Raw genomic sequence first — 7,911 nt, forward strand, 5'->3', positions numbered from 1 at the left:
AACGGGTAGTCCTACGATGGAGGCTTGTTGACGCAAACTTCCTCGATAAACGCTTCATAGATTTTTGTAAGCATGTGAAGATCTGACAGTTCAACGCGCTCGTCCACTTTGTGCATGGTCTGACCGACCAATCCAAATTCAACCACGGGACAATAGTTTTTTACGAAGCGGGCATCTGAGGTTCCTCCGCCTGTCGTGAGGTTGACCGCTTTACCAGTCACTTTTGCCACTGAATTTTTGACTGCTGAAATGAGTTGCTCGTCTTTCGAGAGAAAGGATTCACTAGCTCCTTCTCTCCATATCAGTTGGACTTGATATTGTTTATCTTTGGGACTTAAGTCATTGGAAAGTAGAGCTACTTCCGAAACAACGTCTATTATCTTGTTTTTTAAATTTTCTATATCCCATTCGCTGTTGAAGCGGACATTAAACGCCATAGAGACTTGTTCTGGGATGAGGTTTGTGACAGAATTATTTACGTCTATCGTAGTAAATTCTAGATTAGTGGGTTCAAAATACGAATTTCCCTGATCGAAGCGATAGCTTGAGAGTTCACAAACGAGTTTTGAGGCAAGCACGATAGGATTAAGGGCTTCAGATTGATAGGCAACATGTCCTTGCACACCCCTCACTACTATTTCGCCCGAGAGTGAGCCTCTTCTGCCCACCTTTGCCACATCTCCTAATGCATTGCTACTCGTTGGCTCACCGACAATACAATAGTCCCAACGGTGCCCGTTTTTGGCCGCCCAGTCGAGCGTTCTCAGGGTCCCATTAAGCGCGAGCCCTTCCTCATCACACGTAATAAGGAGCGACAGCGTTGCACTAGGATCCGGATCCTTTTCCAGAAAGCGACAAATCGCCTCTAGATAACATGCGATAGCGCCTTTCATATCGACCGCACCGCGTCCGTACATGGTTCCACCCTCTACCGCTCCGGAAAACGGAGGATGGCTCCAAGCCTCTTCCGCTCCGGGAGGCACAACGTCTACATGTCCACCAAACAACAACCGGGGTCCATTTGCCCCCCGGGTTGCATATAGGTTTTCGACCTCCTCGAATTTTATGAACGTAACGTCAAACAGATATGCTTTGAGGATATCAGCGATCAAATCGAGGCATTTTCTTCCGTCCGGAGTGATTGATTTTATTCGAATTAATTGCCCCAAGACATCTATTGCATCCACCGTCAAATCAGCCTCCAGCCTTATACGCTCATAGCGAGCTTTTCATTCTTCGTAAAATTTTTAATTGACAAATACAACCATGGGAGCAATACATTGCATCCTACACGCCATTACCCTACTCCATCCTGCTTTCTCTTTTTCGTTTCCGTGAAGAGGGTTTAATAAAAATGCTTGACAAACATGAGGTAGGTAGCGGTGTCGAAAACACTATCTCTATCAATACCTACGCCGTTGATGAGACCGAGAACACCTCGATTGTCCAAGTGATTGATGATTGCATTACCAGCAAAACAACCATGTTGGAATTTGCACGCGATGGCCGCGTTTTTGCTCAGGACTTACCTGTTGGACTTAGGAAGTTCACCACCGGCATCACAAAAACGTTAGGTTCCGAAGTAGTCTTGATATCCGGCCTTCCGTTCGATACCTCGCAGCCAACTCCAATAGACGATGCGCCAAAGTATAATGAAATCATTGAGTTTAATGATGCAGTTCCTATTTTGATTTCTTCGATGCTCGGTCAGGTCTTTTCCCTGTATGGTGTTCAGCATCAAAACATGACCTCAGATATTTTCCCTCGTCCTTCTGCGAAAGACCTGGCAATTGGTTCAGGTTCACGCACTGATTTTCTTTGGCACACCGACAACGCTTATCTTAAGCATCCCGGTGATTATTTTTCACTGTATTGCATCCGAAATCCCCACAATCACCCGACAAATATTTCTGTTCCTGATCTAAATTTGCTGAGCGCAGGCACAAGGAGGCTGCTCTCTGAGGACGTTTTCACGGTAACGGCAAATCGATTGGGAGAGGAGGCCACCAACCAATCGAGGAAGCGGCCAATCATCTGGGGGCACGAGATGTCTCCCTATCTGACATTTAATCTCAATTACGACATGTGCGCCGGTCTGGCGGAAGAATACCACAGTGCTTTCATGGAGCTTAAAGAACTCATCGTTGCTTCAGCCATGTCGATACCATTGAAGCCAGGGGACCTCCTTTTTATCGACAACTACAAAGTGCCTCACAGCCGAGATGGCTTCACAGCTCTGTTCGATGGGAGAGATCGCTGGCTTAAGCGCACCTATGTGAGCAGTGGATGGCGAGAAGTCGTGAAAGATCGGACAGATCCTTGGAATGTTCAAGTCACGTCAAATTTCTAAAACTGGATGTTCGTAGATGCTAGACAACTTCCTTTCCAGCATTAAGGCCGATGCTGACAGATCATTGCTTCAAAATGGCTATTTTCATCTCAAAAATCTTCATTCTGATTTTCCTTATTTAAAGTTGCTGGAATCGTTTGGAGAATTGGCTGATCAGTATGGCAAAGGCCAAGTGTGGGAAGTCGTTTCCAAAAAGGCGTCGGCTGAAGCTTACAATTCACAAAGTGTGGATCCGATAGGCCCTCATACAGAATGTTTTGAGTTTCAGGACGAGCCACCTAAATATTTGGCTCTTTGGTGTGTTCGCGCTCCTTCATGCGGAGGAGGCAAGACGCTTCTAGCTGACGGACTGCAGATCGTCTCCAATCTTTCAGCACCGTCTCAAATTACTCTCACCAGTGAAAAACTGAGATTTTATTCAAGTGCAAAGAAAGAGAACGGTGACCCGGCCTTAGAAGCAATCCACGCAACCATTGAACCATCTCAGAGATGTGACGGAGAACGAATCCTTCGTTTCAGCACGAAATACAGTGATGCACGCGGGTTGCCCTGGTTCACATCGTTTCATGAAGCTGTTCAAGCTGAATTCTCGAAGTCTCACACATCGATTGAGTGGTCTGACAACGATCTACTGATCTGGGACAACCACAGAATGCTGCATGGACGCTCTGCATTTGAAGATAACAAACGTGAATTAAAACGTGTCTGGATAATGTAGAGCCAGTGCTTTGAGCCAAGAAGTTTTATCGACAGCGATCATGCTGGCAGGCCTGCAGTTGCTTTCGGCGGCTTCTCCAGGCCCCGATTTCATGATTGTGACAAAATACGCTGTGTCTCAGGGGCGAAACTGGGCACTTGTGTGCAGTTTGGGCATCGCGTCCGCTTTGGCTGTTCACATTTTCCTTGCGGCAACTGGGGTGAGCTTTCTCATCGCAAATTCTGCAGTCCTCCTCACGGTGTTTAAAACCATAAGCATTTCATACTTGACTTTTATTGGTTTGAAGTCGCTTCTGTCGACCAGGAAAAATGAAGAAAAAAGTATTCTTACTCGCAACAATAAGATGCCTTTTGCGATCGGATTTTTGAGCAACATAACAAACCCAAGAACACCGATCTATTTTCTTGCCATTTTCACGTCAGTTATTGGAACGAATGCCGGATACAACACGCTATTTCTATTCGGATGTGTGATGGTTGCCATGCAACTTCTATGGTTTTCACTTGTCTCCGTTGCTTTTACGCATCATCGAATTTCCAGCTACATCCAACAAAATGCACGATATCTGGACATCGGATTCGGCATTTCAATGCTGATTTTCGCTGCCATAGTCGCAACCTCTCTGTTTTAAGTTTGATCAAAAGAGGAGCAGTCCATGCGTGACATTCGCACAGTCCCGGACCCCCGCAATACCCGTGTCCTTCGCCTTGAGATCCCTGAAGATGTTTCCAATGAATTCGTAGCGTTTTGTGCTGAACGTCCGGGCTACAATCGGCACGCTATTCCAGCGGAGAGAACACGGATTACAGCAAAGCTCAAAAAAATGCTGGGAGCGGAGGCGATCAACTTCATCAACAAAACGCTTCGTGATCCAGACCGCGGAGCCATAAGCATGAAACCATTTTCCGGAGAGGTTTTGAACCAGGCAGTTTTATCTGCCTGGATCACAGGTCTGGGTTATCTTGTCGGCACACCTAGGTGTGACGAGAAAAACGATAATCTCGCTTACTTTGACATCAGCAGTGACGATCCTATCAATTTCAATCCCGACGCGGTTCTTCCTCTGCACACCGACGGTACCTATTACAACGGAAATACCGATTGGATCATATGCGGAAAGGTGTTTGACACCTCAACGGTTGGCGGAGAAAGCCTTCTCCTGCATGTAAACGACTGGGCTGATTATTCAAGATTTAGCTCTGACGAATGGTCTTCCAGAGAGTTTGTTTTCCGAGGCCCGTCTGCACAAGATCCTAGAAAAGCCAAATTCGGAAATAGGGGAGACAATGGGGCATTATCACTTCCCATGTTCTATTCTCAAGATGGCAAAAACTGTGTGCGAATGGCGTTCCAATGGGTACATCCACGCAACGACGAGGAAGCCAATCGTCTTTGCGAGATTTTTGATTCTCTTCTGGATGCACAGGAAGATGCTTCGTTTGCTCTTGATGTCGGTGAAATCTATTTGCTCGACAACAAGACCTGGCTTCACGGCCGCGCGCGATATGGCACTCACCAACCTGTAGAAAGAAGGATCATCCGGTCCATCGGCGCTTACTAATACGTCGTCTTTCTGATGCCGACTCTTTGGGCTTTCCAAAACGTGATGAATCTGAATCTCTGGTGCAAATCGGAGGTTTCGGATGCGAGCTGGAATTTCATTGCGTGGGGATTTTGATGCTGAAGGTCTTCGGCGTTTGGCTCGACAAAGCAAACATGCGGCCCAGGCGCGTCGATTTCTGGCGCTTGCGCTGATCTATGACGGCGGCTCGCGCTCGGATGCGGCGCGCCTAGGCAACGTCACGCTGCAGATCGTGCGGGACTGGGTCCTGCGTTTCAACGAACGTGGTCCTGATGGGCTGATCGACGGCAAGGCTCCTGGCCCCGAGTCACTGCTGGACGATGTTCAGCGGGCGGCCCTGGCAAAGGCCATCGAATTGGGACCGACGCCTTATCTTGACGGTGTCGTCCGATGGCGTCTGTGCGATCTGGCCCAATGGATTTGGGAGGAGTTTCGCGTCTCGGTGAGCGAGCAGACGCTCAGCCGGGAGGTGCGTGCCATGGGTTACCGCAAGCTCGCCGCCCGCCCGAAACATCATGCGCATGACCCTCAAGCCATTGAGGATTTTAAAAAAGCTTTCCCGCCGCAGTGGCAGAAATCGCAGGCGGGGCCGCTCAAGGAAAACGCATAGAGATTTGGTTTCAAGATGAAGCCCGGATAGGTCAGAAGAACAAGATCACCCGCCGCTGGGCAAAGCGGGGATCAAGGCCATCCGCACCACACGACCAGCGAACCCGCTCGGCCTACATCTTCGGTGCCATCTGCCCCAAGCAGGGCAAAGCGGCGGCGTTGGTCATGCCATGGTGCGACACCTACGCGATGACGCAGCACCTGGCTGAAATCTCACGGCACGTGGCCGATGATGCGCATGCCATCCTCATCATGGATCAGGCGGGCTGGCATATGTCCAATAATCTCGTCATCCCAGGCAACATCTCGATCCTGCCACTGCCGCCGAAGTCGCCGGAACTGAACCCGGTGGAAAACCTCTGGCACTTCATGCGTGAGAACTGGCTGTCGAACCGCATCTTCAAGTCCTATGACGATATCGTCGCTCATTGCTGTGACGCCTGGCGAAAGCTCCAAAGCCAGCCTTGGCGCATTATGTCCATCGGACGAAGAGAATGGGCAAATGGGTTCTGATCAGTGAGGACCCGTATGAGTTCTGTCTAATAGCGTAATTGACGATGGGTCATTTATATCGGAAAAGTATACTATACTTGGGGCCAGGTGCGATGGTACTGCGAATGGTGCACCCACCCAATCTTGTGTCAAGGAGTGCGCTTTTTGATATATATCTCTAGGCAGCAAATCGTCTGGTCTAAGGGTGTAGAAACCATTTTCAACATTGCTCAGTAAAATAAATATGTATTTTCCGTTGGGAAACCTAAGGGGTATGGCATCACCTGTCATGTATATGCGAGTACAATTCACCGCGAGCCATAAGCAAGGCGGCTTTCTGATCGTGACATGATAAACGCCTGTTGCGACAAAGGTTCTTGTATTAGTAAAAAAATCTTACATTTAACCTATAGTTGTAATTCTTGTATACGAAGAACGTATTAGACGCGAAGGTTATTATAAGAAATGATGATATTATTATCATTGATATGATGAATATTAATATTATAAATGTGCGAGTAATTCGACTGGACAAACAATCATCCTTTGAATTAGGAAAAGTATATTCTAATAATATCCCGCAGAACCTACATATTCTGAGCGTCATAATTCTAAGCGGAACCGATTGCAACTCTTGATGGCTGTTTTATGCCTTTGTTACCTCATGGTGGAGTCGTGGGGGATGTCACGGTAACGCCTGTTGAGGAGCGGCTGCGATAGACGCACTTACATGAACACCTCGCCAGTCAGCTACAAGCGCCATCGCTTCCCACCCCAGATCATCGCCCACGCGGTCCGGCTCTATTTTCGGTGTCCGCTGAGCCTGCGCCTTGTCGAGGAATTGTTGCTGGAGCGCGGTGTTGCCGTCTCTTATGAAACGATCCGCCGCTGGGGAAAGAAGTTCGGCCCGGATTATGCGCGTCGCCTTCCCCGCAAGAAGCCCAGCAGGAACGATGTGTGGCATCTGAACGAGGTGGTCATCACCATTGCCGGCAGGAAACACTGGCTGTGGCGTGCCGTCGATCAGGACGGGTATGTGCTTGACGAGATCGTCCAAAACCGCCGCAACACCCAGGCTTCCAGGCGATTGCTGACCCGCCTTCTGAAGAAACAGGGTATCGCACCGAAGCGGATGATCACTGACAAGTTGCGCTCTTATGGAGCAGCCCGGCGACAGGTCATGCCGCACGTCGAACACCGATCTCACAATGGTCTGAACAACCGGTCCGAGAATTCTCATATGCCGCTGCGAAAACGGGAGCGGATGATGCAAGGCTTCCGATCACCGGGAGGCCTTCAGCGCTTCGTCTCTGTCTTCTCCGCTGTCCGTAACCTCTTCGTCCCACCCCGCTCACAACGCTCCGCATTCCAAAAGCGCGTTCACCGCATCCAGGCGATCGCAGAGTGGAAAGCTGCGGCGGGAGCCATGGCCTGAGATGAACCCCCAAGGCCGAACGTCTCCTGTGCATCCGAATTCGAGTTAAGGTGACATCGCCATGTCAGGCTATATCGAAGGCATCAGTCGTGATCAGGTCACGCTTTTTCCAGATCGCCTTGAGGATTGGATCGACGAGGATCACCCCATTCGCGTGATCGATGCATTCGTCGACGCTATGGACCTTGTCGGCGCGGGCTTCTGCCGCATGTCACCTGCGCAGACCGGACGCCCCTCTTACCACCCTTCGATGTTGCTGAAGCTTTTCATCTACGGCTACCTGAACCGCGTCCCGTCAAGCCGACGGCTTGAACGTGAAGCCGGGCGCAATGTTGAAGCGATGTGGCTGACCGGGAGGCTAGTTCCGGATCACAAAACCATAGCCGATTTCCGGAAAGACAACGGTCCGGCAATCCGTAAGGCCTGCGCCAGATTTGTTGAACTATGCCGCCAGGTCGGCGTGTTGAGCGGTGGCAATGTTGCGATCGATGGGAGCAAGTTCAAAGCCGTTAACAACAGGGATCACAACTTTACCGTCGGCAAGATCGAATTGCGGATCAGCCACCTCGAAGCGAGCGCGTCGCGATATTTAGAAGAAATGGGCAGAGCCGACACCGTGGAGCAATCCGAGGCGACGCTGCGCAAGGTCACACGGTGTTGGTTTCCGCGCGAAACTGAGCCGGTTAGGCGCATAATTTCCATTGAGAATTGAGCCATGTGAACCT

At 49.7% G+C, this 7,911-nt stretch carries 6 protein-coding genes and 2 pseudogenes; 7 read left to right on the top strand and 1 reads right to left on the bottom strand.

The features are described 5' to 3' along the window. Positions 1–11: 11 nt before the first annotated feature. Complete coding sequence (dapE, locus tag E8M78_RS19015; protein ID WP_246658397.1) at positions 12–1,187, bottom strand: succinyl-diaminopimelate desuccinylase; 1,176 nt, start codon at positions 1,185–1,187, stop codon at positions 12–14. Positions 1,188–1,354: 167 nt separating this feature from the next. Here dapE and E8M78_RS19020 point away from each other — a divergent pair, with 167 nt between their 5' ends. The 7 genes and pseudogenes from E8M78_RS19020 to E8M78_RS19050 all read left to right on the top strand — a co-directional run. Further along, positions 1,355–2,350, top strand: coding sequence for a TauD/TfdA family dioxygenase (locus tag E8M78_RS19020; protein WP_137136548.1), 996 nt, complete (start codon positions 1,355–1,357; stop codon positions 2,348–2,350). A gap of 16 nt (positions 2,351–2,366) precedes the next feature. Further along, positions 2,367–3,068 carry a TauD/TfdA family dioxygenase gene (locus tag E8M78_RS19025; protein ID WP_137136549.1) on the top strand — a complete coding sequence of 234 codons (702 nt, stop codon included), beginning with the start codon at positions 2,367–2,369 and terminating at the stop codon, positions 3,066–3,068. Positions 3,069–3,078: 10 nt separating this feature from the next. Next, complete coding sequence (locus E8M78_RS19030; RefSeq protein ID WP_137136550.1) at positions 3,079–3,699, top strand: LysE family translocator; 621 nt, start codon at positions 3,079–3,081, stop codon at positions 3,697–3,699. Positions 3,700–3,723: 24 nt separating this feature from the next. Continuing rightward, positions 3,724–4,629, top strand: coding sequence for a carbon starvation induced protein CsiD (locus E8M78_RS19035; RefSeq protein WP_137136551.1), 906 nt, complete (start codon positions 3,724–3,726; stop codon positions 4,627–4,629). 82 nt (positions 4,630–4,711) lie between these two features. Then, positions 4,712–5,772, top strand: a pseudogene (locus tag E8M78_RS19040) (IS630 family transposase). A 709-nt stretch (positions 5,773–6,481) separates the two neighbouring features. Continuing rightward, entirely contained in the window at positions 6,482–7,186 is a 705-nt protein-coding gene (locus tag E8M78_RS19045) for an IS6 family transposase (RefSeq protein WP_137136552.1), read from the top strand. A 61-nt stretch (positions 7,187–7,247) separates the two neighbouring features. Beyond that, a pseudogene (locus E8M78_RS19050) lies at positions 7,248–7,778 on the top strand (transposase); the annotation flags it as partial. Between the last annotated feature and the right edge of the window lie 133 nt (positions 7,779–7,911).

It is taken from the genome of Rhizobium sp. FKY42 (assembly GCF_005222835.1).
Taxonomy (GTDB): Bacteria; Pseudomonadota; Alphaproteobacteria; order Rhizobiales; family Rhizobiaceae; genus Neorhizobium.

Excerpts from the sequence above, each read along its gene's own strand:
- E8M78_RS19035 (WP_137136551.1), top strand. The coding sequence starts at position 3,724 with ATGCGTGACATTCGCACAGTCCCGGACCCCCGCAATACCCGTGTCCTT.
- E8M78_RS19045 (WP_137136552.1), top strand. The coding sequence starts at position 6,482 with ATGAACACCTCGCCAGTCAGCTACAAGCGCCATCGCTTCCCACCCCAG.
- E8M78_RS19020 (WP_137136548.1), top strand. The coding sequence starts at position 1,355 with ATGCTTGACAAACATGAGGTAGGTAGCGGTGTCGAAAACACTATCTCT.
- E8M78_RS19025 (WP_137136549.1), top strand. The coding sequence starts at position 2,367 with ATGCTAGACAACTTCCTTTCCAGCATTAAGGCCGATGCTGACAGATCA.